The sequence below is a fragment of the Isoptericola jiangsuensis genome (genome assembly GCF_048320105.1).
In the GTDB taxonomy this organism is placed as follows: domain Bacteria; phylum Actinomycetota; class Actinomycetes; order Actinomycetales; family Cellulomonadaceae; genus Isoptericola; species Isoptericola jiangsuensis_A.
This window is the reverse complement of sequence record NZ_CP182942.1, coordinates 684,057-708,371: the sequence shown is the minus strand read 5'-3', so window position 1 is coordinate 708,371 and position 24,315 is coordinate 684,057. Positions and strand designations below refer to the sequence as shown.

Sequence of the window (24,315 nt, the reverse complement as noted above, 5' to 3'; positions counted from 1 at the left end):
GTGGGCATGGGAGCCCACCACTCGTACGCCGTGACGGTCCGCTGGCCCACCGAGACGGTGGAGGCGTCCAGCCCCGTCGCGGCGACGACGTCGTACACCGCGTACACGCGCGACCACGACGTCGTGGTGCCCGGGCGCCCCGTCCTGCCGGGCAGCGCCGACCCCGCCTTCCGTGGCGACCCGCAACGCTTCGGCCCCGAGGACCTGTTCGTCGCCAGCCTGTCCCAGTGCCACATGCTCTGGTTCCTGCACCTGGCGGCCGAGAGCGGGCTGGTGGTGCGCGAGTACCGGGACGAGGCGACGGGGTCGATGCGGGTCGAGGCGCGCGGCGAGGGCCAGTTCACCGATGTGACGCTGCACCCCCGGATCGTGGTCGACGCGTCCGAGGTCGCCACGGACGAGCACGTCGAGGAGCTGCACCGGCGGGCGCACTCCCTGTGCTTCCTGGCCCGCAGCGTGAACTTCCGCATCCTGGTCGAACCGGCCCCGATCCACCTCGCCGACCCCGTGGGCTGACGGCGGTGTCGGTGCGCTGACCTAGTCTGGGCGCATGGCCGACCCCTCGACCTACCGTCCTCGCGCCGGAGAGATCCCCACGTCACCGGGCGTGTACCGGTTCCGTGACCCGCACGGCCGGGTCGTCTACGTCGGCAAGGCCAAGAACCTGCGCCAGCGGCTCTCGAGCTACTTCCAGGACGTCGCGCACCTGCACCACCGCACCCAGCAGATGGTGACCACCGCCGCGTCGGTGGAGTGGACGGTCGTGGGCACCGAGGTGGAGGCGCTCGCCCTGGAGTACTCCTGGATCAAGGAGTACGACCCCCGGTTCAACGTCAAGTACCGCGACGACAAGTCCTACCCCTACCTCGCGGTCACCCTGGGCGACGAGATCCCGCGCGCCCAGGTGATGCGGGGGACCAAGCGGCGCGGCACCCGGTACTTCGGACCGTACGGCCACGCCTGGGCGATCCGCGAGACCCTCGATCTGCTGCTGCGCGTCTTCCCGGTGCGCACCTGCTCGTCCGGCGTCTACCGGCGGGCGCAGCAGACCGGCCGGCCCTGCCTGCTGGGCTACATCGACAAGTGCTCGGCGCCATGCGTCGGGCGCGTCTCCCCGGCGGAGCACCGGGCCCTCGCCGACGACCTGTGCGACTTCATGGCGGGCGACACGGGGCGCTTCGTGCGTCGGCTCGAGCGCGAGATGACCGAGGCCGCCCAGAGCCAGGAGTACGAGCGGGCCGCCCGTCTGCGCGACGACCTCGCCGCTCTGCGCCGGGTCACGGAGAAGAACGCGGTCGTCCTCTCCGACGACACCGACGCCGACGTGTTCGGCCTGGTCGGCGACGAGCTGGAGGCGGCGGTCCAGGTCTTCCACGTGCGCGGTGGACGCATCCGTGGCCAGCGCGGATGGATCGTCGAGCGCGTCGAGGACGTCACGGACGCCGAGCTGGTGGAGCACCTGCTGCAGCAGGTCTACGGGGCCGTGGAGGACGTCCGTGACCCGGAGGCGAGCGACGCCCAGGCCCGTGCCGCGGCACGCGACGCCGTGCCCCGCGAGGTCCTGGTCCCCGTCCTGCCGCCCGACCTGCCCGAGGTGACGGCATGGCTGCGCGGGCTGCGCGGCTCCCAGGTCGACGTGCGGGTGCCGCAGCGCGGCGACAAGAAGGAGCTGGCAGCCACCGTGCGGCAGAACGCGGAGCAGGCTCTCGCCCTGCACCGCACCCGCCGTGCCGGTGACCTCACCACGCGGAGCCAGGCGCTGGCCGAGATCCAGGAGGCGCTCGCCCTGGAGGAGGCTCCCCTGCGGATCGAGTGCTACGACGTCTCCCACACCCAGGGCACGTACCAGTCGGCCTCGATGGTGGTGTTCGAGGACGGTCTGCCGCGCAAGGGCGAGTACCGCTCGTTCTCCGTGCGCGGGCCCGACGGCGACGGCGCCGCCGACGACACCGCCGCCATGTACGAGGTGGTCCGGCGGCGTTTCAAGCGCTACCTCGCCGACCAGCACGCGCACGGGTCCGTCGACGCCGGGGGGTCCGGGGCCGTCGACGCCGAAGCCGAGGAACGTCCCGCCCGGTTCGCCTACCCGCCGAACCTCGTCGTGGTCGACGGCGGACCGCCCCAGGTGGCCGCGGCCGCGCGAGCGCTCGCCGACCTCGGGATCACCGACGTGGCGCTGTGCGGTCTGGCGAAGCGGCTGGAAGAGGTGTGGCTGCCCGACGACGACTACCCGGTGATCCTCCAGCGGGCCTCCCAGGGCCTCTACCTGATGCAGCGGGTCCGTGACGAGGCGCACCGGTTCGCGATCGCCCAGCACCGGCGACGCCGCAGCAAGGGGATGACGGTGTCCGTGCTGGACGACGTCCCCGGGCTCGGTCCCGCCCGGCAGCGCGCGCTGCTGGAGGTCTTCGGCTCGGTGAAGCGGCTGCGCGCCGCGACCGTCGAGGAGATCGCCCAGGTCAAGGGGGTGGGTCCGCAGACGGCCCAGGCGGTCGTGGACGCGCTGGTCCGGACGACGGCGGGGGAGTCCGAGCCTTCGGTGTCGCCCGGTGCGGCGTCCGACCGGAGCGACGCCGGTGCTGGCATGCTGGGACCATGAGCGAACCGTCGCCCATCACCGTCCCGCAGGGCATCCCCGAGATCGAGGCGGCCACGCACGCCCCCGACCGCAGCGACCCCGAGGTGCTCATCATCACCGGCATGTCCGGTGCCGGTCGCACCCGGGCCGCCGGGGTCCTGGAGGACCTCGACTGGTTCGTCGTCGACAACCTGCCTCCGCTGATGATCGTGCCCCTGGTCGACCTGATGACGAAGGCCGGCTCGTCCGTCGAGCGTCTCGCCGTGGTCGTCGACGTCCGCGGGCGCGAGTACTTCTCGGAGCTCGCCCAGGCGCTCGACCACCTGCGCAGCGGCGGCGTCAGCTACCGCATCCTGTTCCTCGACGCCAGCGACGAGGTGCTCGTGCGCCGCTTCGAGAGCGTGCGGCGTCCGCACCCCCTGCAGGGCGACGGCCGGATCCTCGACGGCATCGGCTCCGAGCGCCGCATGCTCGCCTCGATCGCCGAACGGGCCGACGTCGTCATCGACACCTCGGACAAGTCGGTGCACGCGCTCGCGCGCGAGGTCCGTGACGCCGTGGCCGGCGCCGCCACCGACGCGCTGCGCATCAACGTGGTCGCCTTCGGCTTCAAGTACGGGCTCCCGCTCGACGCCGACCATGTCGCCGACGTGCGCTTCCTGGCCAACCCCTACTGGATCTCCGAGCTGCGTCACCTCACCGGACGGGACGACGCCGTGCGCGACTACGTGCTGGGCCGCCCGGGGGCGCTGGAGTTCGTCGACCGGTACGTCGACGCCCTCGCGCCCGTGCTCGCCGGCTACCTCGCCGAGGAGAAGCGGTACGCCACCATCGCGGTCGGGTGCACCGGAGGCAAGCACCGGTCTGTGGCGATGGCGGGGGAGATCGCGGAGCGCCTGCGCGCCACCGGGCAGCGCGTGACCGTCACGGCGCGGGACCTCGGCAAGGAATGACCCCGAGCGACGACCTGCCCACGCAGACGGGCGGTGGCACCGGCCCGGTCGAGGCGCGCCCCGGGGGACCCTCCGTCGTCGCCCTCGGCGGAGGGCACGGGCTGTCCTCGTCGTTGAGCGCGCTGCGGCTCCTCAGCGACCACCTGACGGCCGTGGTGACCGTCGCGGACGACGGCGGCTCCTCGGGACGCCTGCGCGACGAGCTCGACGTGCTGCCGCCCGGGGACCTGCGCATGGCGCTCGCCGCCCTGTGCGACGACTCGGAGTGGGGGCGCACCTGGAGCGAGCTCCTGCAGCACCGGTTCACCTCCGGCGGGGAGCTCGACGGGCACGCGATGGGGAACCTGCTCATCGTGTCCCTGTGGGAACGCCTCGGTGACACGGTGTCCGGCCTGGACTGGGTGGGCAGGCTCCTCGGCGCGCGCGGACGGGTCCTGCCGATGGCCTCCGTGCCGCTGGTGGTCGAGGCGGACGTCGCCCGGGCCGGCGAGCGGGTCACCGTCGTGGGCCAGAGCCGTGTCGCGGTCCCGGACGGCCGGATCGAGCAGCTCCGCGTCGTGCCGCAGGACCCGCCGGCGTGCCCGGAGGCGGTGAGCGCCGTGCTCGACGCCGACTGGGTGGTCATGGGGCCCGGGTCCTGGTACTCGTCGGTGCTCGTGCACCTGCTGGTCCCGGGGCTCGCCGCCGCGCTGCACTCGACGACGGCGCGGCGCTGCGTGACGCTCAACCTCAGCGCCGAGCAGGGCGAGACCTTCGGCCTGTCGCCCGCGGAGCACCTGCACGCGTTGGCCGCGCACGCCCCGGGCCTGCGCGTCGACGCGGTGCTGGCCGACCCGTCCGGGATCGGGGACCGGGAAGCGCTCGTGGACGCGGCCGCGGCGCTCGGCGCCCGGCTCGTCGTGCGACCGATGCGGCGCAGGGACGGCACCGCCCGCCACGACCCGCTGCTGCTGGCCGCGGCGTACCGCGACGTCTTCGAGGACGCCGGGCGTCCGGGCCGGTGACGGGTCCGTCACGTCGGGCCCCGCTCGCGTGGTCGCGCGTCCAGGGCGTGGCAGGATGACGCCATGGCGCTGACGGCAGAGGTGAAGGATGAGCTGGCCCGGTACTCCGTGACCAGGACGTCGTGCCGGAAGGCCGAGGTCTCGGCGATGCTGCGGTTCTCGGGCGGGCTGCACATCATCTCGGGCCGGGTCGTGATCGAGGCGGAGCTGGACTCCGAGGCGGCGTCGGCCCGGCTGCGGCGTGCGATCGCCGATCTCTACGGCCACGCGAGCGAGCTGATCGTGGTCCGGGCCGGTGGGCTGCGCAAGAACGACCGCTACGTGGTGCGGGTCGTGCGCGAGGGGGAGTCGCTGGCGCGCCAGACCGGCCTCCTCGACAGTCGCGGGCGGCCGGTGCGCGGGCTCGCGCCCGAGGTGGTCTCGGGCGGGGTGGACGAGGCCGAGGCGGTGTGGCGCGGGGCGTTCCTCGCGCACGGGTCCCTGACCGAGCCCGGGCGCTCGATGGCCCTGGAGGTCACGTGCCCGGGGCCGGAGGCGGCGCTGGCGCTGGTCGGTGCCGCACGTCGTCTCGGGGTCCAGGCCAAGTCGCGCGAGGTGCGCGGCGTGGACCGCGTGGTGGTGCGTGACGGGGACGCCATCAGCTCCATGCTGCGCCGGATCGGCGCCGTGACGACCCGGGCCACCTGGGAGGAGCGGCGAGCGCGCCGGGAGGTGCGCGGGACGGCGAACCGGCTCGCGAACTTCGACGACGCCAACCTGCGGCGCTCGGCCCGGGCGGCCGTCGCGGCCGGTGCGCGGGTCGACCGTGCCTTCGAGATCCTCGGCGACGAGGTCCCGGACCACCTGCGCCAGGCCGGCGAGCTCAGGCTCGCCCACAAGCAGGCGTCGTTGGAAGAGCTGGGTCAGCTCGCCGACCCGCCGTTGTCGAAGGACGCGGTGGCCGGGCGCATCAGGCGGCTGCTCTCCACGGCGGACAAGCGGGCCATGGAGCTCGGCATCCCGGACACCGAGGCGGGACTCAGCCCGGACCTGCTCGACCTGTGACGGGACGGGCGGGTCACTGGTCCGCCCACCTGTCTCATCAGTCACGAACCTCGGCGTTCGGCAACGGATGGGTATAGGCTCGAACCTGTCAGGTGACGACGGTGTGACCCTTGGACTGCGTCCGGGACTGCTGAGTCGCGTACGTTCCGGGGTTGCATCGCGAGCATCAGCGCGCCACGGGGCGCGCGAGAGATTTGGCATCTACCGTGTGCGCCGGACCCGATCCGGCGCGCCCTGAGGAGGGCAATCGTGACCATCCGCGTCGGCATCAACGGCTTCGGTCGTATCGGACGTAACTTCTACCGGGCTCTCGTGGAGTCCGGTGCAGACATCGAGGTCGTGGGCGTCAACGACCTGACGGACAACAAGACGCTCGCCCACCTGCTCAAGTACGACACCGTGCTGGGCCGCTTCGGCAAGACGGTCGAGTTCGACGACGACAACATCATCGTCGACGGCACCAAGATCCGGGCCCTCGCCGAGCGCGACCCCGCGAACCTGCCGTGGGGCGAGCTGGGTGCGGACATCGTCATCGAGTCCACCGGCTTCTTCACGGACGCCACCAAGGCCAAGGCGCACATCGACGCCGGCGCCAAGAAGGTCATCATCTCCGCCCCGGCGAAGAACGAGGACGCGACCTTCGTCATGGGCGTCAACAACGACCAGTACGACGCCGACGCGCACCACGTGATCTCGAACGCGTCGTGCACGACGAACTGCCTCGCCCCCCTGGCCAAGGCGCTCAACGACGCGATCGGCATCGAGCGCGGTCTGATGACGACCATCCACGCGTACACGGGTGACCAGAACATCCAGGACGGTCCGCACAAGGACCTGCGCCGTGCGCGTGCCGCCGCGCAGAACATCGTGCCGACCACGACGGGTGCCGCCAAGGCGGTCGCCCTCGTGCTGCCGGAGCTCAAGGGCAAGCTGGACGGCTACGCCCTGCGCGTCCCGGTCATCACCGGCTCGGCCACCGACCTCACCTTCGAGGCGCCCAAGGAGGTCACGGTCGAGGAGGTCAACGCCGCGGTCAAGGCCGCTGCCGAGGGCCCCCTCAAGGGCGTGCTGGAGTACGTCGAGGACGACATCGTCTCGACGGACATCGTCACCAACCCCCACCAGAGCATCTTCGACGCCAAGCTCACCAAGGTGATCGGCAACCAGGTCAAGGTCGTCTCCTGGTACGACAACGAGTGGGGCTACTCCAACTCGCTGGTCGCGCTGACGGTCTTCGTCGGCGAGAAGCTCTGACGACCCGCACCACCCCAGCGTGACCACGACGTCCGCGGGTGCGCGTCCCGTCCGTCCCTGTGACGCACGGGCGCCGCGCCCCGCGGACGTCGTCGTGCCACCACCTTTTCCCACCGTTCGAACGACCTGCACGAGGTGAGCTCATGAAGACGATCGACTCCCTGGGGGACCTGCGCGGCAAGCGCGTCCTGGTCCGCTCCGACTTCAACGTGCCGCTGGACGGCACCACCATCACCGACGACGGCCGCATCCGGGCCGCGCTCCCGACGCTGACCCGGCTGGTCGACGCCGGTGCGCGCGTCGTGGTGACCGCTCACCTCGGCCGTCCGAAGGGCACGCCCGACCCGCAGTACTCCCTGGCCCCGGTGGCGGCACGCCTCGGCGAGCTCCTCGGCCAGGACGTCGCTCTCGCCGAGGACGTCGTCGGGCAGTCCGCCCGCTCCACGGTGGACGCCCTGGACGACGGGCAGGTCGCACTCCTGGAGAACGTCCGCTTCGACGGCCGCGAGACCTCGAAGGTGGACGCCGAGCGTGCCGAGATGGCCGCGGAGCTCGCCGCGCTGGCCGACGCGTTCGTTTCCGACGGCTTCGGCGTCGTGCACCGCAAGCAGGCGTCGGTGTTCGACGTCGCCCAGCTGCTGCCGTCCGCGGCCGGCGACCTGGTGCTCAAGGAGGTCGAGTCGCTCTCGCGCGCGACCACCGACCCGCAGCGGCCGTACGCCGTCGTGCTGGGCGGGTCGAAGGTCTCCGACAAGCTCGGCGTGATCGCCAACCTGCTCTCCAAGGCCGACCGTCTGCTCATCGGCGGGGGCATGGTCTTCACCTTCCTCGCCGCCAAGGGGTACTCGGTGGGCAGCTCGCTGCTCGAGGCGGACCAGATCGACACGGTCAAGGGCTACCTCGCCCAGGCCGAGGAGAACGGCGTGGAGATCGTGCTGCCGACGGACATCGTCGCCGCCGACTCGTTCGCCGCGGACGCGCCGCACACCACGGTGGCGGCCGACGCCATCGCCGACGGCACCATGGGGCTCGACGTCGGGGCCGCGTCCGGCGAGCTGTTCGCCGCGAAGCTGGCCGACGCGCGCACCATCGTCTGGAACGGCCCGATGGGCGTGTTCGAGTTCGAGGCGTTCGCCCAGGGCACCCGCGCCGTGGCGCAGGGCATCGTCGACGCCACCGCCTCCGGAGCGTTCTCCATCGTCGGTGGCGGCGACTCCGCCGCCGCGGTGCGCCTCCTCGGGTTCGACGAGGACGGCTTCAGCCACATCTCGACCGGTGGCGGCGCCAGCCTCGAGCTCCTCGAGGGCAAGGAGCTGCCCGGACTGACCGTCCTCGGCGACTGAGCCGACGGCCCCACCCGACCCCGCACACCTCCGAACGAAGGACACGAACGTGGCCACCACCCGCACGCCGCTCATGGCGGGCAACTGGAAGATGAACCTGGACCACGCCGAGGCGATCGCCGCGGTCCAGAAGCTGGCGTGGACGCTCAAGGACGCCTCGCACGACTACGACGCGGTCGAGGTGGCGGTCCTCGCACCGTTCACCGACCTGCGGTCGGTGCAGACGCTGGTCGACGCCGACAAGCTCGACCTCCGCTACGGCGCGCAGGACGTCTCGCAGCACGAGTCCGGCGCCTACACCGGCGAGATCTCGGGCGCGATGCTCGCTCGCCTCGGCTGCTCCTACGTCGCCGTCGGTCACTCCGAGCGCCGTGAGTACCACGCCGAGGACGACGCGGTCGTCAACGCCAAGGTGAAGGCGGCGTTCGGCAAGAAGATCACGCCGATCCTGTGCGTCGGCGAGGGGCTCGACATCCGCAAGGCGGGCGACCAGGTGGCGTACACGCTGGCGCAGGTCGACGGCGCCCTCGAGGGCGTCGCCGCCGACCAGGCCAAGGACGTCGTCATCGCCTACGAGCCGGTCTGGGCCATCGGCACCGGCGAGGTCGCCACCCCTGAGGACGCCCAGGAGGTCTGCGGCGCCATCCGTGGTCGGCTCGCCGAGCTGTACGACGGCGAGCTCGCGGCGGGCGTCCGCGTCCTGTACGGCGGGTCCGTGAAGTCGGGCAACGTCGCACAGATCATGGCGCAGCCCGACGTCGACGGTGCGCTGGTCGGCGGTGCGAGCCTCGACCCGCAGGAGTTCGCCAAGATCGCGCGGTACCAGTCGCACGTCGGCTGAGCGTCGACGGCGCCGCCGTCACCCGCACCCCCTGTGGTGGACCTCTTGAATCGTGAGAGGGGTTCGCCACAGGGGGTGATCTTCACCTAGTCTTGACCCCGCCGGGCAACCCCGGTGCCGACAGCACGCCGAGAGGCGACCGAGAGTCGAGGACACATGTTCGACGCGTTGATCATCTTTCTGGAGGTCGTGCTGGTGCTCACCAGCGCCTTCCTGATCCTGCTCATCCTCATGCACAAGGGGAAGGGCGGAGGAATGTCCGACATGTTCGGAGGAGGGATCTCCAGCGCGGCGGGCAGCTCCGGCGTCGCCGAGCGCAACCTGAACCGCATCACCGTGGCGATCGCGCTGGTGTGGACCGTGGTCATCGTCCTCCTCGGCCTGGCCGTGAAGGTGAGCTGACGGCACACAGGACACAGTGCCCGGTCGCCTGACCGCACCGGGCCGTAGCTCGTCCGTGGGAGCACTCCCACTGAGTCGAAGGTGAGGACGACACGTGGTATCTGGCGGACATGCCATCCGTGGCTCGCGCGTCGGTGCGGGGCCGATGGGGGAGCAGGAGCGCGGCGAGATCGCACCCCGGACCGTGGTCTCGTACTGGTGCCTGAACGGGCACGAGACGCGGCCGAGCTTCGCGGTGAGCACCGAGTTCACACCACCCGAGCAGTGGGACTGCCCGCGCTGCGGGTTCCCCGCGGGTCAGGACCGGTCGACCCCGCCGGCTCCCTTGCGCAACGAGCCCTACAAGACGCACCTGGCGTACGTGAAGGAGCGTCGCTCCGAGGAGGACGGCGCCGCCCTCCTCGAGGAGGCGCTCGCGACGCTGCGGTCGCGGCGGCAGGGATTCGCGGCCAGCAGGTCCTGACGGACGACGGCGGGGGTGGTGCTCACCGCACCACCCCCGCCGTCGTCGTGTCCTGTGGTCCTGCGGATCAGGCGCCGGCGGCCGCCGAGTCCAGGAGCCAGAGGGTCCGGTGGACGCCCACGGCCCGCACGGCGGGCACTTGTGTCACCGGTCCGCCCGCGAGGGCGGCTGCGGCCTGGTCGGCCTTCTCCGCGCCGGCCGCGACGACCCACACCTCCTGAGCCCCACCGATCGTCTCGAACGTCAACGAGACCCGCTCGGGCGGAGGCTTGGGCGAGCCGTGCACGCCGACGGTGGCGCCGGACGCGTCCAGCCCGGGGTGACCGGGGAACAGGGACGCGACGTGACCGTCTGGCCCCATGCCGAGCAGGAGCACGTCGAAGGCCGGTGCGGGCTGCCCGGCCGGAGCGTGGACGGCCAGCTCACGGGCGTACGCGTCCGCGGCCTCCTCGGGGCTCGACGCCTCGCCCTCCTCGTCCCCCAGCGGTGCCATCGGGTGCACGTGGGCCTCCGGCAGCCCGGAGCGCGCGACGAGGTCGTCGAGGAGCGCGGTGCGCGCCTGGGTCTCGTTGCGGTCCTCGTGACCGACCGGCAGGAACCTCTCGTCGCCCCACCACACGTGCACGCCGGACCAGTCGACGGCACCGCGCAGCGGGCTGGCCGCGACCTCGGCGAGGGTCTTGATCCCGACGGTGCCACCGGTGAGCACGACGTGCGCCGGGCGACGGACCGACTGCACGTCCAGCAGCCGCGTGAGCAGGCGTGCCGCGGTGGCCTGGGCCAGGACGTCGGGGTCGGGGTGGACGACGACCAGACGCTCGCTCATGCTCCGACCTCGACGGTGGAGATGCGCTCCAGCCCGCGTTCGAGGACCTGCCCGTAGATCTCGTCCGGGTCGAGGCGCCGCAGCTCCTCGATGATGGCCTCGGGCAGGGCCCGGATGGGCAGCGCCATGTGCCGTTCGGGCTTGCCGGGCTCGGTGATCGTCACGACGCGGCCGTCCGGACGGTCCAGGACGATCGATCCGCTCTTGCGCTCCAGGACGACGCGCGTGATGGCGTCGTTGCCGTCGGTGCGCACGACGGTCGCCGGGCACCGGAGCTTGAGCCCGAGCCAGGCGGCGAGCAGGTTGAGGGACGTGTGCTGGCTCTGGCCCTCGACGCGCACGGAGGTGACGGGCTCGAACGGGGGCTGGTCCAGCGCCGCGGCGATGAGTCCGCGCCACAGCGTGACGCGGGCCCACGCCAGGTCGGTGTCGCCCTCGGTGAAGGACTCGGCGAGCCGGTCGAGCATGCCGACGGGGTCGGCGCAGGTGGTCGTGTCGGTGATCCGGCGCTGCGCCATGGCACCGAGCGGGTCCGCCGACGGGTTGTCCGGTCCGCCCGTGGGCCACCAGACGACGATCGGGGCGTCGGGGAGCAGCAACGGCATGACGAGGGTGTCGGGGTGGTCGAGCAGCGGGTCGGTGCAGCGCAGGACCACCACCTCCGAGGCCCCGGCGTCGCCACCCACGCGGATCTGGGCGTCGACGCGTCCGTCGGTGCCGCGCTGGTCGAGCGGCGCGACCACGACGACCCGGCAGGGGTGCTCGTGGCTGGCCTCGTTGGCGGCCTCGACCGCTGCCTCGACGTCGGCCTCGAAGGCCACGACGACGAGCGTCAGGACGCGTCCGAGGGCGACGGCGCCGCCCTCGTCGCGCATCTGGTCGAGCCGCTTGCTCACCGCGTTGGTCGTGGTGTCCGGCAGGTCGATGATCATGAACGTGCTCCTTCGTGCCGGAGGGTCAGGGTCGGCGCCACGTGCGGCCGTCGCGGGCCATCATCGCGTCGGCCGACGGCGGGCCCCAGGTGCCCGCGGGGTACGGCTCGGGACGGCCCTTGCCGGCCCAGTGGGCGATGACGGGGTCGAGGATCTTCCACGACAGCTCGACCTCCTCGCGCGTGGGGAAGAGCGGCGGGTCGCCGAGCAGCACGTCGAGGATGAGGCGCTCGTACGCCTCGGGCGAGGACTCGGTGAAGGAGTGCCCGTACCCGAAGTCCATCGTGACGTCCCGGACCTCCATGGCCGTGCCGGGGACCTTGGCGCCGAAGCGCAGGGTCACGCCCTCGTCAGGCTGCACGCGGATCACCAGGGCGTTGCTGCCGAGGTCGGAGGTCAGGGAGGACTCGAAGGGCAGGTGGGGTGCCTTCTTGAAGACGACGGCGACCTCGGTGACGCGGCGTCCGAGCCGCTTGCCGGAGCGCAGGTAGAAGGGCACGCCGGCCCAGCGTCGGTTGTCGATGTCGAGCCGGACGGCGGCGTAGGTCTCCGTGGTGGACTCGGGGTTGAAGCCCTCCTCCTCCAGGAAGCCGACGACCTTCTCGCCGCCCTGCCACGCACCGGCGTACTGCCCGCGGGCGGTGTGGCGCGACAGGTCGCGGGGGAGCCGCACGGACGAGAGCGCCTTGATCTTCTCGGCACGCAGCGCGTCCGCGTCGAAGTCGACAGGCTCCTCCATGGCGACGAGCGCCAGGAGCTGCATCAGGTGGTTCTGGATGACGTCGCGGGCGGCGCCCACCCCGTCGTAGTAGCCGGCGCGGCCACCGATGCCGATGTCCTCGGCCATGGTGATCTGCACGTGGTCGACGTAGTGGCTGTTCCACAGCGGCTCGAAGAGCTGGTTCGCGAACCGCAGGGCCAGGATGTTCTGGACCGTCTCCTTGCCCAGGTAGTGGTCGATGCGGAAGACGGACTCGGGGTCGAAGACCTTCGAGACGACGCCGTCGAGCTCGCGGGCCGACTCGAGGTCGTGGCCGAAGGGCTTCTCGATGACCACGCGGCGCCAGGCGTCCGGCTCCGACTGGGACAGCCCGGACTTGGAGAGCTGCTCGCACACCAGGGGGAACGCGCTGGGGGGAACCGACAGGTAGAAGGCGTGGTTCCCCCCGGTGCCGCGGTCGGCGTCCAGGTGCTCCACGGTGCGCCGCAGCTCCTCGAACGCCTCGGGGTCGTCGAAGGAGCCCTGCACGAACCGGATCCCCTCGGCGAGCTGCTGCCAGGTGGCCTCGCGGAAGGGCGTGCGGGCGTGCTCCTTGACGGCGTCGTGCACCACCTGGGCGAAGTCCTCGTCCTCCCAGTCCCGCCGGGCGAATCCCGTCAGGGCGAAGCCGGGGGGCAGCAGGCCCCGGTTGGCGAGGTCGTAGACCGCCGGCATGAGCTTCTTGCGCGACAGGTCGCCCGTGACACCGAAGATCACGAGACCACAGGGGCCTGCGATCCGCGGGAGACGCAGGTCGAGCGGGTCGCGCAGAGGGTTCTGCTCGGCGGTGATCTTGGCCGGTCTCACGGTTGCCCGTCTCCTCGGTGGTGCGGTGGTGCAGGGGTGGGTGGGTGCAGGCTCAGGCGCCTGCGGCGTCGAGGCCGTTCTTCGTGGTGGTGAGGAGCTCGTCCCAGCTCACCTCGAACTTGCTGACGCCCTCGGCCTCGAGCCGGGCGGTCACCTCGTCCATCGAGATGCCCTGCGCCTCGACCGCGGCGATCGTGTCCGCGGCCTCCTGGGCACGGCCGGACACGGTGTCCCCGGCGATCTCGCCGTGGTCGGCGACGGCGTCGAGGGTGGCCTGCGGCATGGTGTTGACGACGCCGGGAGCGACCAGCTCGGTGACGTAGAGGGTGTCGGGGTAGTCCGGGTTCTTCACACCGGTGGAGGCCCACAGCGGACGCTGGGGCTGTGCACCGGCGTCGCGCAACGAGCTCCAGCGCTCGGAGCTGAAGACCTCCTCGTAGGCGGCGTACGCCAGACGTGCGTTGGCGATCGCCGCGGTGCCGCGCAGGGCGCGAGCCTCGTCGGTGCCGATCTCGTCCAGGCGCGCGTCCACGGCCGCGTCCACGCGGGAGACGAAGAAGGAGGCGACCGAGCCGATCGGCGCGAGGTCGTGCCCGTTCGCCCGCGCCTGCTCCAGTCCCGTCAGGAACGCGTCCATCACGGCGCGGTAGCGCTCCAGGGAGAAGATCAGCGTGACGTTGACGCTGATACCTGCCGCGAGCGTCGCGGAGATGGCGGGCAGACCCTCGAGGGTGGCGGGGATCTTGATCATGACGTTGGGCCGGTCGACGGTCGCCCAGAGCCGCCGCGCCGTGGCCGCCGTGGCGTCGGTGTCGTGCGCCAGGCGCGGGTCGACCTCGATGGACACCCGCCCGTCCACGGTGCCGGTGGCGTCGTAGACGCCCCGCAGGACGTCGGCCGCGCGGCGCACGTCGTCGGTGGTGATCCGCTCGACGGCGTCCTCGACGTCGGTGCCGGCGAGCTCGGCGAGGGTGCCGTCGTAGGCGTTCCCGGCGGACAGCGCGCCGGCGAAGATCGTGGGGTTGGTGGTCACGCCGACGACGTCGTGGGACTCGACGAGCGCGGCGAGGTTGCCGGTGTCGAGGCGTTCGCGCGACAGGTCGTCGAGCCAGATGGACACACCGGCGTCCGAGAGGCGGCGGGTGGGGCGGTCGGTGGCTTGCGTCATCAGAAGTCCTCCTCGTACCTAAGGCTGTCCCGGCCTGCCGCCGCAGCGGCTCGGAGTGATTCCGAGGTGGGGCGCCGGGACGGCCCCACCTCGGAATCTACGAGCGGTCAGGCGATGTCGCCAGCGCCGCCCGCGGTCTGGCCGGCGGGACCGCCGGGGGCGTCGTCGCCGCGCGCGGCGGCGATCGACTCGTGCGCCGCCTTCGCGACGGCCTCGGCGGTGATGCCGAACTCGCGGTAGAGCGTCTGGTAGTCGGCCGAGGCGCCGTAGTGCTCGAGCGCCACGCAGCGACCGGCGTCGCCGACGATGTCGCGCCAGCCCTGGGAGATGCCGGCCTCGACCGAGACCCGCGCCTTGACCCCGGCGGGCAGGACGGACTCGCGGTAGGCGGCGTCCTGCTTGTCGAACCACTCGCGGCTCGGCAGCGACACGACCCGTGCCGCGACGCCGTCGGCGGCCAGGAGGTCGCGCGCCTCGACGGCGAGCTGCACCTCGGAGCCGGTGCCTACGAGGATGACGTCCGGCGTGCCGTCCGTGTCCAGGAGCGTGTAGCCGCCCTTGAGGGTGCCCTCGGCTCCGGCGAAGCCCTCGGTGCCGCGCGGGTAGGTCGGCACGTTCTGACGGGTCAGGACGAGGCCGGCCGGGTTCGCGGTGTTCTCGATGATGCCCCGCCAGGCCCAGGCGGTCTCGTTGGCGTCCGCCGGGCGGACGACGTCGAGACCGGGGATGGCGCGCAGCGCCGCCAGGTGCTCCACGGGCTGGTGGGTCGGACCGTCCTCCCCGAGACCGATCGAGTCGTGGGTCCACACGAACGTCGTGGGGATCTCCATGAGCGCCGCGAGCCGGACCGAGGCGCGCATGTAGTCGGAGAACTGCAGGAAGGTTCCGCCGTAGGGGCGGGTGAGCCCGTGCAGGACGATCCCGTTGAGGATCGAGCCCATCGCGTGCTCGCGGATGCCGAAGTGCAGGGTGCGCCCGTAGGGGTGGCCCGGGAACTTCTTGGTGGCGTGCTCGAGCGGGATGAACGACGGCTGGCCGTCCATCGTCGTGTTGTTCGAGCCCGCGAGGTCGGCGGAGCCGCCCCACAGCTCGGGCAGGACGTCGGCCAGCGCGGACAGCACCTTGCCGGAGGCCGCGCGGGTGGCGACGCCCTTGGCGGAGGCCTCGAACTCGGGCAGCGAGTCGGTCCAGCCCTGCGGCAGCTCGTGGGCGGTGAGGCGCTCGAGCAGCGCGACGCCGTCCGGGTTGGCGGTCTTCCACGCGGTGAACGAGGTCTCCCAGGCCTCCCGTTCGGTGGCCTGGTGCTCGGCGACGGCACGGGTGTGGGCCAGGACGTCGTCCGCGACGGCGAACGTGGCCTCGGGGTCCAGGTCGAGAGCCGTCTTGAGGCCGGCGACCTCGTCGCCACCCATGGCCGACCCGTGGATGCCACCGGTGTTCTGCTTGGTCGGCGCGGGCCAGCCGATGATGGTGCGCAGGGCGATGATCGAGGGCTTGCCGGTCTCGGCGCGGGCGGCGTCCAGGGCCGCGGCGAGGGCGTCGACGTCCTCGGCGTAGCCGGTCCCGCCCTCGGTCCAGTCCACGCGCTGCGTGTGCCAGCCGTACGCGGCGTAGCGGCCGAGCACGTCCTCGGTGAAAGCGATCTCGGTGTCGTCCTCGATGGAGATCTTGTTGTCGTCCCAGATCACCACGAGGTTGCCGAGCTGCTGGGTGCCGGCGAGGGACGAGGCCTCCGAGGTGACGCCCTCCTGGAGGTCGCCGTCGGAGGCGATCACGTACACGTGGTGGTCGAACGGCGAGGTGCCGGGTGCGGCGTCGGGGTCGAGCAGACCCCGCTCGCGGCGCGCGGCGAACGCCATGCCGACCGCGCTGGCCAGACCCTGGCCGAGCGGGCCGGTGGTGATCTCGACACCCTCGGTGTGGCGGAACTCGGGGTGGCCCGGGGTCTTGGAGCCCCAGGTGCGCAGCGCGGCGATGTCGTCGATCTCCATGCCGTAGCCGGCGAGGAAGAGCTGCAGGTACAGCGTGAGCGACGAGTGGCCGGCCGAGAGGACGAACCGGTCGCGTCCGACCCAGTGCGGGTCGGCCGGGTCGTGGCGCATCGTCTTCTGGAAGAGCAGGTAGGCGGCGGGCGCGAGGGAGATCGCGGTCCCGGGGTGGCCGTTGCCCACCTTCTCGACGGCGTCGGCGGCCAGTGCCTTGATGGTGTTCACCGCGCGCGCGTCGAGGTCGTTCCACTCGAGCGGGCTCAGTGCGGGGTCGAAAGCGTTCACGAATGCCTCTTTCCTGGTCCGAGGCGGCGCCCCGGGTGCTTGCTGCTGTACGGGTGCCGGGCGCAGCCTCGCCCGTGGCGGGGCCTCGCCGGACGCAGCCTGCGGCCCGGTGCGCGCGACGGCACCAGTGCCCTGCGGTGTGCACCCTCCACACTAGCGGGGGGCGCCAGGTCCGCGTTCACCATCGCGCAACGTCCCACGATGTGGTCGCGGTTCGCCCCCGTCCCGTCCCCGGCCGGGGCGGGCGATTCTCACAGTGCCGGACCGTGTCCGGGGCGGTGCGGGCCTCGCCGTCGTCGTACGATGGTCCAGCCCCTCGACCACCCCCGCGAACGGAAGTCAGCACGCGCGTGAGCATCTCCAGCCACCCGACGTCCGCCTCGTCGTCGCCGACCCGAGCCTCGGCACGACGTGCCGCCGACCCCGCGCCGGGTGCCTGGCGGGACAAGGTGGGTGCCTATGTCGCCCTGACGAAGCCGCGCATCATCGAGCTGCTGCTGGTGACCACGGTCCCCACCATGATCCTCGCCGAGGGCGGGCTGCCCGACCTGTGGCTGGTGGTCAAGACGCTGATCGGCGGCGCGCTCGCCGCGGGTTCGGCCAACGCCTTCAACTGCTACCTCGACCGGGACATCGACGAGGTGATGAACCGCACCAAGCGGCGTCCGCTCGTCACCGGTGAGGTCACCCCCCGCGAGGCCCTGGTCTTCGCCACCGCGCTCGGCGTCGTCTCGCTGGTGTGGTTCGCCTGGCTCGTCAACGTCCCGGCCGCCTGGCTGACGTTCGGGGCGATCGCGATCTACGTCGTCGGCTACACGATGATCCTCAAGCGGCGCACCCCGCAGAACATCGTCTGGGGCGGGATCGCCGGTTGCATGCCGGTGTTCATCGGCTGGGCGGCGGTGCAGGGGAGCCTGAGCTGGGCGGCGGTCGCGCTGTTCGGCGTCATCTTCTTCTGGACGCCGCCGCACTACTGGCCCCTGTCGGTCAAGTTCAAGAAGGACTACGCCAAGGCCGGCGTCCCGATGCTGCCCGTCGTGGCTTCCGACCGTCGGGTCGCCGCGGAGATGCTCGGCCACACGGTCGCGATGGTCGCCTGCTCCCTGGCGCTGGTGCCGCTCGCCGACATGTCGTGGGTGTACACCCTCGTCGCGGCGGGCCTCGGCGGCTGGTTCGGCTGGCTCACCTGGTCGATGCTGCGCAAGGCCCAGGGACGCACCCGGCGCGGCCCGGGCGCGATGAAGGTCTTCCACGCCTCGATCACCTATCTGACGCTGCTGTTCGTCGCCGTCGCCGTCGACGTGTTCCTGCCGTTCTGATCCCGGCAGGGGGCATGATGGGCGCGTGACCGCCCCCATCCAGCGCAGCGACCTCCAGGTGGCCGCCACCACGGCCACCACGGCCACCCCGCACGGTGCGGGGGAGACCGTCCGGGTCGCTCCCCTGCTGGACGCCGTGCTGTCGGACTACCTCGCGCACCTGCGCGTGGAGCGCGGCCTGTCGGTCAACACCACCGCGGCCTACCGTCGCGACCTGGCCCGGTACGCCGCCTACCTCACCGCCGCGGGACGCGACTCGCTCGCCCACGTCACCGAGGCCGACGTCGACGCCTACCTGGGCGCCGTCCGCGAGGGCGAGGACGGTGGACGGCCGCTGTCGCCGTCCTCGTGCGCGCGCGCCCTGGCGGCCGTGCGCGGCTGGCACCGGTTCGCCCGCGCCGAAGGGTTGACCGACGTCGACCCGTCCGCGGAGGTCGCCGCGCCGACGCAGGTGCGACGCCTGCCGCACGCCCTGAGCATCGACGCCGTCGCACGGCTCCTCGCCGCGGCCTCCGGCGGCGAGGAGCCCGTCGCCCTGCGGGACCGGGCGCTGCTGGAGCTGCTCTACTCCACCGGCGGTCGCATCAGCGAGGTGGTCGGCCTCGACGTGGACGACGTGGCGGACGGCGACGCCGTGCGGCTCTTCGGCAAGGGCGGCAAGGAACGCGTCGTCCCCGTGGGGTCGTACGCCGGCGACGCCGTGTCGGCCTACCTGGTGCGGGCCCGGCCGTCCCTCGTCTCCGCAGGTGCCGCGCGGGGGCGCAGCACGCCGGCACTGTTCCTGAACACCCGCGGCAACCGGCTCTCCCGGCAGAGCGCCTGGGCGGTGCTGCAGCGCGCCGCCGAGCGTGCCGGGCTCGCCGAGCACGTCTCGCCGCACACGCTGCGGCACTCGTTCGCGACCCACCTGCTGGCGGGCGGTGCGGACGTGCGCGTCGTCCAGGAGCTGCTCGGGCACGCCTCGGTCACCACCACGCAGATCTACACGATGGTCACCCCGGACGCCCTGCGCGAGGTCTACGCGGCAGCCCACCCGCGGGCCCTGTGAGGCAGGTCCCGTCGGTGCCGCCGCGCGGGTCGTGACGAAGAGGCGGCGCGCCGGGACCGCACCCGGTCGGCCCACAGGTCCCGGTGTAGCGTGACGGGCGTGACCGACTCACCCGGGGGGAGCGCACGATGACGCAACCGGCGACCGCCGAGAGCACGCTGCCCGGCATTCCGGGCCGCCAGGCTACCGAGGACGGACCGGCGACCGACGTCGTCGGCCGCGAGCTGCCGTTCTACGCAGAGCCCGCACCCAGGACCACCCACGGTCCCGCGCGGATCGTGGCGATGTGCAACCAGAAGGGTGGCGTCGGCAAGACGACCACCACGATCAACCTGGGCGCCGCCCTGGCCGAGTACGGGCGCAAGGTGCTGCTGGTCGACTTCGACCCGCAGGGCGCCGCGTCGGTCGGGGTCGGGGTCAGCCCGCACGAGCTCGACCTGAGCGTCTACAACCTCATCATGGACCGAGGCGTCGAGCTGTCCGACGTCGTGCGCAGCACGGCGATCGAGGGCCTCGACGTGGTGCCCGCCAACATCGACCTGTCCGCCGCCGAGGTGCAGCTCGTGGGGGAGGTGGCGCGCGAGTCCGTGCTGTCGCGGGCGCTGCGACCCGCGCTCGACGACTACGACGTCGTGCTGGTCGACTGCCAGCCCTCGCTCGGGCTCCTCACCGTCAACGCGCTCACCGCCGCGCACGGGGTGCTGATCCCGCTCGAGTGCGAGTTCTTCGCCCTGCGCGGCGTGGCGCTGCTCGTCGAGACCATCGAGAAGGTCCGTGACCGGCTCAACCCCGACCTCGCCGTCGACGGCATCCTGCCGACCATGTACGACTCGCGCACCCTGCACTCCCGCGAGGTCGTGCAGCGTGTCTACGAGGCGTTCGGCGACACCCTGCTGCACACGGTGATCGGGCGCACCGTGAAGTTCCCCGACGCGTCGGTCGCCGCGGAACCCATCACCGCCTACGCACCGTCCCATGCGGGCGCCGCCGCCTACCGTCACCTCGCCCGCGAGCTCGTCGCCCGTGGCTGCTCCGCCTGACACCACCGCCCGCCCGGCCCAGCGGACCGGGGCCTTCGAGATCCACCTGGACAACTTCGACGGCCCGTTCGACCTGCTGCTGTCCTTGATCAGCGCCCGCGAGCTGGACGTCACCGAGGTGGCGCTCGCCGCCGTGACCGACGACTTCGTGGCGCACATCCGCGCCTCGGAGTCCGCGTCCCGCGAGGCACGCGACCGCGGCGAGGAGCACCCCTCCTGGGACCTGGGCACGGCCAGCGAGTTCCTCGTCGTGGCGGCGACCCTGCTGGACCTCAAGGCGGCACGACTGCTGCCCGGTCTGGTCGAGGAGGACGCCGAGGACCTGGAGCTGCTCGAGGCGCGCGACCTGCTGTTCGCCCGTCTCCTGCAGTACCGGGCCTACAAGGAGGTGTCCGTCATCCTGGCGGAGCGCCTCGCGACCGAGGGTCGTCGGGTGCCCCGCACCGTGCCCCTGGAGCCGCAGCTCGCGGCGTTGCTGCCGGAGCTCGTGTGGACCCTCGACGGAGAGCGTCTCGCCGAGCTCGCGGCCCGGGCGCTGGAGCCTCGCACCCCACCGGTGGTGGGGCTGGCGCACCTGCACGGCTCGGCCGTGAGCGTGCGGGAACAGGCCGGCATCGTCGTCGAGCGGCTGCGGCGCGAGCACGTCCTGACCTTCCGCGCACTGAGCGCCGGCGAGGAGCGACTGGTCGTGGTCGCCCGGTTCCTGGCGCTGCTCGAGCTGTTCCGCTCGGGCCAGGTCTCCTTCGACCAGGTCGTGGCGCTGGGGGAGCTGACCGTCCGCTGGACGGGAGCCTCGGACGACGAGCTGGGCGAGGTCGAGGAGTTCGACGGCACCGTGGAGGGAGCTTCATGAGCACGACGGGACCGGGTGCGGGGAGCGCAGCGCGCGGGGACCTTCCGGAGACGACGGACGGGGCCGCCACGACGGACGTGATCGGCGGGGGACCGCCCGACGAGGACGGCGCCGCGCGCCCCGCGCCCCCCGAACCGTTGGAGCCCGCGGTGCCCGCGGCGCCGGTGGAGGTCGACGTCGACGCCCTGCCCGGCGGCCTGCCGGCGGCGCTGGAGTCGATCCTCATGGTGTCCGAGGGATCGGTCCCGGTGGAGCGGCTCGCCGCGGCCGTGGAGCGCACGACCGCCGAGGTGGCCGGCGCGCTCGCGGATCTGGCGGCCGAGTACCGGGGTGAGACGGGGGCCCGCCCGCGCGGCTTCGAGCTGCGCGAGGGGGCCGGCGGGTGGCGGATCTACTCCGCGGCCGCGCACGGTGACGTGGTGGGACGGTTCGTGCTGGAGGGGCAGTCGTCGAGGCTGAGCCAGGCCGCGCTGGAGACCCTGGCGGTGATCGCCTACCGGCAGCCGGTCACGCGGGGGCAGGTGTCGGCCGTGCGGGGGGTGAACGTCGACGGCGTCGTGCGCACCCTGCTGGCGCGCGGGCTGGTGGCGGAGCTGGGGCAGGACCCGTCCAGCGGGGCGGTGCTGTTCGGCACCACGGGGGAGTTCCTGGACCGGATGGGGTGGAGCTCGCTGGCGGAGCTGCCGCCGCTGGCGCCTCATCTGCCGGGCGTCGAGGCGGTCGGGGCGCTGGACCCGTCGGGCGGGTTGTCGGGACTCACCGTCGACTGAGGTCGTCGAGGTCGTCGAGGTCGTCGAGGTCGTCGGCCGGGCGGCCCGTCATCTCTTCCCTCGGTATGTACATCGATGTACAGTGCTCTTGACTACATCGATGTAACGCCCGATCCCCGCCATGCCGGGGCCGGCCACGTTCGACGACGAACCAAGGAGCCGCCATGACCCCGAGACGGTCACGCCGCATCGCCGCCCTGACAGCCGCCGCTCTTGCGCTGCCGCTCGTGGTCGGCGCCACCACGACGGCCACCGCCGCGCCGCGCGCCGCGGACCCGGAGCCGCCGGTCTTCGCCGAGGCGTCCGTGCACGACCCCTCGCTGGTCGTGGCCGACGACGAGTACTGGGTCTTCGGGTCGCACCTGGCCGCCGCCCGGACCGACGACTTCGTGAGGTGGGAGCAGACCGCGAACCTCGTCACGCCCGAGAACCCGCTGTTCGACGACGTCACCACCGAGCTCGCCGAGACGTTCGAGTGGGCGGAGAGCGACACCCTGTGGGCCGCCGACGTGATCCGTCTGGAGGCGGACGGGCGCTACTACATGTACTACAACGCCTGCCGGGGCGACTCCCCGCGCAGCGCGCTCGGAGTGGCCGTGGCGGACGACGTCGACGGCCCGTACGAGGACCTCGGCATCCTGCTGCGGTCGGGGCACCGCGAGGGGGAGGGGCCGAGCGAGGACGGGACCTCCTACGACGCGCGGATCCACCCCAACGCCGTCGACCCCGACGTCTTCTACGACGACGACGGCGCGCTGTGGATGGTCTACGGCTCGTACTCCGGGGGGATCTTCATCCTGGAGCTCGACCCGGACACCGGCATGCCGCTGCCCGACCAGGGTTACGGCGAGCACCTCACCGGCGGCAACCACAGCCGTATCGAGGGTCCGTCGGTCATGTACAGCGAGAAGACGGACTACTACTACCTGTTCACCTCGTTCGGCGGGCTGGACGCCGACGGTGGATACAACATGCGCGTGATGCGGTCGAAGAACCCCGACGGGCCCTACCGGGACGCGCAGGGTCACGACATGCGTGAGGTGCGGTCCGACCCCGACCTGCCGATCTTCGACGACGCCTCGATCGAGCCGTACGGCGTGAAGGTGATGGGCGGCTACCTGTTCCAGCGGGAGGTCGGCGACCCCGGCACCGGTGTCGGCGACGGCAAGGTCTCGCCCGGGCACAACACCACCTACGTGGATCCGAGGACCGGCCAGATGCTGCTGATCTTCCACAGCCGGTTCCCCGAGCAGGGCGAGCGGCACGAGATCCGGGTCCACGAGATGTCGATGAACTCCCTGGGCTGGCCCGTGGCGGCGCCCTACCGGTACGGCGGAGACACGGAGGTGGAGAAGTTCTCCCGCTCCGACGTCGCGGGGGACTACCGCCTGATCGAGCACGACAAGGCGCTCACCGCCGACGTCCGCGAGGCGAGCACCGTCACCCTCGGCAAGCACGGTGCCGTGCGCGGGGCCCTCCAGGGCGTCTGGTGGAGCTATGGCAAGAACAGGCTGTCGATCCTGGCCGACCGACAGCTCTACGACGGTGTCGTCACCCGCGAGTGGGACCCGACCTCCGAGCGCTGGGTGACCACGTTCTCCGTGCTGTCGTCCCAGGGCGAGCCGCTGTGGGGCAGTGCACTGGCGCCGATCAGCGACCGTCAGGTCGTCGACGCCGTGCGCGGGGACCTCACGGTGGCCGGCACGGCGGTCGCGGACCTCGACCTGCCCACCACGGGCACGCACGGCTCGACCATCGTCTGGACCTCCGGCGCGCCGCAGGTGGTGTCCGCGACCGGCGAGGTCGTCCGGCCCGCAGCGGGGGAGCCTGATGCGAAGGTGACGCTGACCGCACGGGTCGCCAGCGGCACGGCTCGCGCCACGCTCACGTTCGAGGTCGTGGTGCCCGCCCGTCCGCAGGCCGGTCTCGTCGCCCGCTACGCCTTCGACGGGGACCTCGCCGCCGCCGGTGACGTGGCCGCAGGCACCGTCACCGGGGACCGGATCGACAGCACCGGGGGTCAGGTGTCGTTCACGGCCGGCGTCCACGGCGACGCCGTCGTCCTCGACGGCGCCAGCGGTGTGCGGCTCGCCGACGGGCTGATCTCCTCCGACGAGTACACCGTCGGGCTGTGGCTGCGCCCCGAGCGTCTCACCGCCTTCACGACGTCGTTCTTCGGCGCACGGCAGTCCACCTCCTGGGTGAGCCTGCTGCCGCAGGGGCACGGCGGCGTCGGCGGCGACACGATGCTGTGGTCCGGCTCGAGCCCGTCGTACTACGACGGCGGCACGGGTGCGCAGATCCCCGTGGGGGAGTGGACGCACCTCGCGTTCACCGTCGACGGCGGTGACGTCACGATCTACGCCGACGGCGAGGCCGTGCACACCGGCACCGGCTTCCCCGACGTCTTCACCACGTCCGACGGCGTCTTCGCCCTCGGGGTGAACTGGTGGGACGTGCCCTTCCAGGGCGCGATCGACGACCTGCAGGTGTACTCCGGCGCACTGAGCGCCGAGCAGGTCGCCGCCGTGGCCGACGGCCAGGTCGTCGACCTCGGCTGAGTCGACCGCACCACGGGGGTCCGGTGGCCGCGCCGGGGGCGCGGCCACCGGACCCCCGCCGTACGTGCCGTCGTCG

At 72.3% G+C, this 24,315-nt stretch carries 21 protein-coding genes; 16 read left to right on the top strand and 5 right to left on the bottom strand.

Annotation, left to right across the window (positions count from 1 at the left end):
- The first annotated feature begins 6 nt into the window (after nucleotides 1-6).
- The 10 genes from ACNHYB_RS03330 (at nucleotide 7) to ACNHYB_RS03285 (ending at nucleotide 9,882) form a co-directional block, all read left to right on the top strand.
- Nucleotides 7-516 (top strand): OsmC family protein, encoded by a 510-nt coding sequence (locus tag ACNHYB_RS03330; protein ID WP_418276963.1) that lies wholly within the window; start codon nucleotides 7-9, stop codon nucleotides 514-516.
- A gap of 34 nt (nucleotides 517-550) precedes the next feature.
- Entirely contained in the window at nucleotides 551-2,599 is a 2,049-nt protein-coding gene (gene uvrC, locus ACNHYB_RS03325) for an excinuclease ABC subunit UvrC (RefSeq protein ID WP_418276962.1), read from the top strand.
- Entirely contained in the window at nucleotides 2,596-3,531 is a 936-nt protein-coding gene (gene rapZ / locus ACNHYB_RS03320; protein ID WP_418276961.1) for an RNase adapter RapZ, read from the top strand. Before uvrC ends, rapZ begins: the two co-directional genes overlap by 4 nt.
- Nucleotides 3,528-4,535, top strand: coding sequence for a gluconeogenesis factor YvcK family protein (locus ACNHYB_RS03315; RefSeq protein WP_418276960.1), 1,008 nt, complete (start codon nucleotides 3,528-3,530; stop codon nucleotides 4,533-4,535). Before rapZ ends, ACNHYB_RS03315 begins: the two co-directional genes overlap by 4 nt.
- Nucleotides 4,536-4,598: 63 nt before the next feature.
- On the top strand, nucleotides 4,599-5,579 hold the full coding sequence (gene whiA, locus ACNHYB_RS03310) for a DNA-binding protein WhiA (protein ID WP_418276959.1): 981 nt from the start codon (nucleotides 4,599-4,601) through the stop codon (nucleotides 5,577-5,579).
- Between the two features lie 249 nt (nucleotides 5,580-5,828).
- Complete coding sequence (gene gap, locus ACNHYB_RS03305) at nucleotides 5,829-6,833, top strand: type I glyceraldehyde-3-phosphate dehydrogenase (RefSeq protein ID WP_418276957.1); 1,005 nt, start codon at nucleotides 5,829-5,831, stop codon at nucleotides 6,831-6,833.
- A 143-nt stretch (nucleotides 6,834-6,976) separates the two neighbouring features.
- Nucleotides 6,977-8,176 carry a phosphoglycerate kinase gene (locus tag ACNHYB_RS03300; protein ID WP_418276956.1) on the top strand — a complete coding sequence of 400 codons (1,200 nt, stop codon included), beginning with the start codon at nucleotides 6,977-6,979 and terminating at the stop codon, nucleotides 8,174-8,176.
- A gap of 73 nt (nucleotides 8,177-8,249) precedes the next feature.
- On the top strand, nucleotides 8,250-9,017 hold the full coding sequence (gene tpiA / locus ACNHYB_RS03295) for a triose-phosphate isomerase (protein WP_418277980.1): 768 nt from the start codon (nucleotides 8,250-8,252) through the stop codon (nucleotides 9,015-9,017).
- 156 nt (nucleotides 9,018-9,173) lie between these two features.
- Nucleotides 9,174-9,419: a preprotein translocase subunit SecG gene (gene secG / locus ACNHYB_RS03290; RefSeq protein WP_418276955.1), complete on the top strand. Its 246-nt coding sequence runs from the start codon at nucleotides 9,174-9,176 to the stop codon at nucleotides 9,417-9,419.
- Between the two features lie 94 nt (nucleotides 9,420-9,513).
- Entirely contained in the window at nucleotides 9,514-9,882 is a 369-nt protein-coding gene (locus ACNHYB_RS03285; protein WP_418276954.1) for an RNA polymerase-binding protein RbpA, read from the top strand.
- A gap of 67 nt (nucleotides 9,883-9,949) precedes the next feature.
- Here the strand turns inward: ACNHYB_RS03285 and pgl are convergent, their stop codons facing one another.
- The 5 genes from pgl to tkt form a co-directional block, all read right to left on the bottom strand.
- Entirely contained in the window at nucleotides 9,950-10,708 is a 759-nt protein-coding gene (gene pgl / locus ACNHYB_RS03280) for a 6-phosphogluconolactonase (protein WP_418276953.1), read from the bottom strand.
- Nucleotides 10,705-11,640, bottom strand: coding sequence for a glucose-6-phosphate dehydrogenase assembly protein OpcA (gene opcA, locus ACNHYB_RS03275; RefSeq protein ID WP_418276952.1), 936 nt, complete (start codon nucleotides 11,638-11,640; stop codon nucleotides 10,705-10,707). The genes pgl and opcA overlap by 4 nt, the downstream gene beginning before the upstream one ends.
- A 25-nt stretch (nucleotides 11,641-11,665) precedes the next feature.
- Nucleotides 11,666-13,207 carry a glucose-6-phosphate dehydrogenase gene (gene zwf / locus ACNHYB_RS03270; protein WP_418276951.1) on the bottom strand — a complete coding sequence of 514 codons (1,542 nt, stop codon included), beginning with the start codon at nucleotides 13,205-13,207 and terminating at the stop codon, nucleotides 11,666-11,668.
- 52 nt (nucleotides 13,208-13,259) lie between these two features.
- A complete protein-coding gene (gene tal / locus ACNHYB_RS03265) occupies nucleotides 13,260-14,375 on the bottom strand; it encodes a transaldolase (RefSeq protein WP_418276950.1) in 1,116 nt (371 codons plus the stop codon).
- 107 nt (nucleotides 14,376-14,482) lie between these two features.
- On the bottom strand, nucleotides 14,483-16,648 hold the full coding sequence (tkt, locus tag ACNHYB_RS03260) for a transketolase (protein ID WP_418276949.1): 2,166 nt from the start codon (nucleotides 16,646-16,648) through the stop codon (nucleotides 14,483-14,485).
- A gap of 350 nt (nucleotides 16,649-16,998) precedes the next feature.
- On the opposite strand from tkt, the gene ACNHYB_RS03255 reads away from it, so the two are divergent.
- The 6 genes from ACNHYB_RS03255 to ACNHYB_RS03230 all read left to right on the top strand — a co-directional run bounded on the left by ACNHYB_RS03255 (nucleotide 16,999) and on the right by ACNHYB_RS03230 (nucleotide 24,239).
- Nucleotides 16,999-17,967 carry a heme o synthase gene (locus ACNHYB_RS03255; protein ID WP_418276948.1) on the top strand — a complete coding sequence of 323 codons (969 nt, stop codon included), beginning with the start codon at nucleotides 16,999-17,001 and terminating at the stop codon, nucleotides 17,965-17,967.
- A gap of 127 nt (nucleotides 17,968-18,094) precedes the next feature.
- On the top strand, nucleotides 18,095-19,015 hold the full coding sequence (gene xerD, locus ACNHYB_RS03250) for a site-specific tyrosine recombinase XerD (protein ID WP_418277979.1): 921 nt from the start codon (nucleotides 18,095-18,097) through the stop codon (nucleotides 19,013-19,015).
- Between the two features lie 128 nt (nucleotides 19,016-19,143).
- A complete protein-coding gene (locus ACNHYB_RS03245; protein WP_418276947.1) occupies nucleotides 19,144-20,055 on the top strand; it encodes a ParA family protein in 912 nt (303 codons plus the stop codon).
- Nucleotides 19,991-20,908, top strand: a complete 918-nt coding sequence (locus ACNHYB_RS03240; protein ID WP_418276946.1) for a segregation and condensation protein A — start codon at nucleotides 19,991-19,993, stop codon at nucleotides 20,906-20,908. The genes ACNHYB_RS03245 and ACNHYB_RS03240 overlap by 65 nt, the downstream gene beginning before the upstream one ends.
- On the top strand, nucleotides 20,905-21,678 hold the full coding sequence (gene scpB, locus ACNHYB_RS03235) for an SMC-Scp complex subunit ScpB (protein WP_418276945.1): 774 nt from the start codon (nucleotides 20,905-20,907) through the stop codon (nucleotides 21,676-21,678). The genes ACNHYB_RS03240 and scpB overlap by 4 nt, the downstream gene beginning before the upstream one ends.
- Before the next feature lie 164 nt (nucleotides 21,679-21,842).
- Nucleotides 21,843-24,239, top strand: a complete 2,397-nt coding sequence (locus ACNHYB_RS03230) for a LamG-like jellyroll fold domain-containing protein (protein WP_418276944.1) — start codon at nucleotides 21,843-21,845, stop codon at nucleotides 24,237-24,239.
- Nucleotides 24,240-24,315 lie beyond the last annotated feature (76 nt).